Annotated in this window: 1 protein-coding gene; it reads right to left on the reverse strand. The window is 64.8% G+C overall.

Features of this window, described 5'->3' with window-relative positions; translation table 11 throughout:
- A partial coding sequence (locus tag Q0S16_RS21195; protein ID WP_295852654.1) for an FAD-binding oxidoreductase occupies positions 1-1,722 on the reverse strand: 1,722 nt, incomplete at its 3' end.
- Positions 1,723-2,332: the final 610 nt, after the last annotated feature.

Genomic DNA, 2,332 nt, shown 5'->3' on the forward strand with positions numbered 1-2,332 from the left:
GCCATTGTTGTTGCACATCTCGACGGCGCCCTGAAAACCGCCGCCGGCGCCGGGCCAGGCCGACCAGTCCAGCACGGTCTTCAACTCGTCGATGTGATAGTCCGGCGGATAGCGGAACAGCGAGCGATCGTCCATTTTCGGCGGATCGACGATCTTGCCGGGATTGAGCAGATTGTCGGGATCGAAGCGGCGCTTGACCTCGGCAAAATCGTTGACGATGCGCGGGCCGAACATCGCGGCGTGAAATTCCGAGCGCATGATGCCGTCGCCATGTTCGCCGGAATGCGAGCCCTTGTAGCCGCGCACCATCTCGAAGGTTTCCTCGGCGATGGCGCGCATCGCTCGAACGTCCTTCTCGAGCTTGAGATTGAGGATTGGGCGCACATGCAGGCAGCCTTCCGAGGCGTGCGCATACATGGTGCCGGTGGTGCCGTGCTTGACGAAGATGCCGTTCAGCCGCGCGGTGTAGTCGGCGAGGAACGGCAGCGGCACCGCGCAATCCTCGACGAACGAGACCGGCTTGCCCTCCTGCTTCATCGACATCATGACGTTGAGACCGGCCGCGCGGAATTCGGCGATCCCGGTCTGCAGCGCCGGCAGGGTGATCTCGACCACGCCGCCCCATTTGCGCTTCTGATTGTCCCAGGAGAAGCCGAGATCGCCCATCAGCTCGCCAAGCTCTTTCAGCTTGCGCAGATTGTCGGCCGCGGTCTCCTCGGCGAATTCGACGATCAGCACCGCGTCGGGATCGCCGCGCACCGCGGTGCCGATGATCGATTTGAACATCTCGATGTCGCGGCCGAGCGCCAGCATATTGCGGTCGACCAGTTCGACGGCGATCGGCCTCAGCTTCACCAGATGCTGCGCGGATTCCATCGCCTGGTAGAAGCTGCCGAAATGGCAGATGCCGAGCACCTTGTGGCCGATCAGCGGCCACAGCTTCAGTTCGATCTGGGTGGTGAAGGCCAGCGTGCCTTCGGAGCCGACCAGGAGATGCGCCAGATTGTTGGCGCTGTTGTTCGGCACCAGCGCGTCGAGATTGTAGCCGCCGACGCGGCGCTGCACCTTCGGAAAGCGCTCGGCGATCTCGCCGGCCTCGCGCGCGCCCAGCGCCAGCATGTCGCGGAACAAAGCAGGGCCGTCATCGCCGGTACTCACCTCGCCGAAATGCAGCCGCGTGCCGTCGGCCAGCGCTGCATCCATCGCGATGGTGTTGTCGCGCATGGTGCCGTAGCGCAGCGAGCGGCCGCCGCAGGAATTATTGCCGGCCATGCCGCCGATGGTGGCGCGTGACGCCGTGGAAACATCGACCGGAAACCACAGCCCGTGCTTCTTCAATTGCCGGTTGAGGTCGTCGAGCACGATGCCGGGTTCGACCACGCAGCTGCGATTCGCGACGTCGAGCGAGACGAGTCTGTTGAGGTGTTTCGAGAAGTCGATGACGATGCCGTCATTGACGGTCTGGCCGCATTGCGAGGTGCCGCCGCCGCGCGGGGTGACGATGCGGCCGTCGTCGCGGCAGATTTCCAGCGCCCGCAGCGCCTCGTCGATGCTGCGCGGCACTACCACGCCGAACGGCATGATCTGGTAGAACGACGCGTCGGTGGCGTAGCGGCCGCGGTTGAAGCGGTCGAAGAACACCTCGCCGCTGACTTCGCGGCCGAGTCGGGCCGCCAGGGCACTGTCCGCTGCCGAACTCCGGATGATCGTCGCCTTCGCCATATGCCGAGCCTCGCGTAAAGGAGACCTGTCTTGCATCCGGTTTTTGGATTGGCAAGGCGGGGACGTCGCCACTCGGATGCTTGTCCCGGACGCAGTGCATCGCGCCTCCCCACGAGGCGTGGTGCGCCGCGGAGCCGGGACCGCAAAAAGCTCCGGCGGTTGGAACGGTCCCGGCTCCGCGCAGCGGCATGCGGCGATGCAAGGGCATCGCCTGAGAATGCCGCGGCGCGTCCGGGACAAAATTACCTGGCAATATCTTGATGAGTGATTGACATAAATCCTATCTAGGACTATAAGCACTTCGTCCTGTTCGCGAGGGGCGCTGTCATGAGGCGTCTTGGTAGCGGAGCAGGATGCGGTGTCCCGCGCGCGTGCCTCGCAAGCACGCCCCGGGAGGCTGGCGGTCACCGTCCGGGCCCATGACGGGGCTCTGCCTTGAATGGCTGGACGGGACAGCGAAAGGCGGGCGAAATCCCGCCGGAGTGTCCTCTTCGGAGGTCACGTGCTGGCCCGGAAGCACGGTCCCCCAGCCTAAAATCACCGCGGTGGCGCGCCCACAGGCGCCGCGATTCGTGGTGACACGGATCGCGTCCCAACCACCTACCCAACG

Source organism: Tardiphaga sp., assembly GCF_025356345.1.
Classification (GTDB): Bacteria; Pseudomonadota; Alphaproteobacteria; order Rhizobiales; family Xanthobacteraceae; genus Tardiphaga.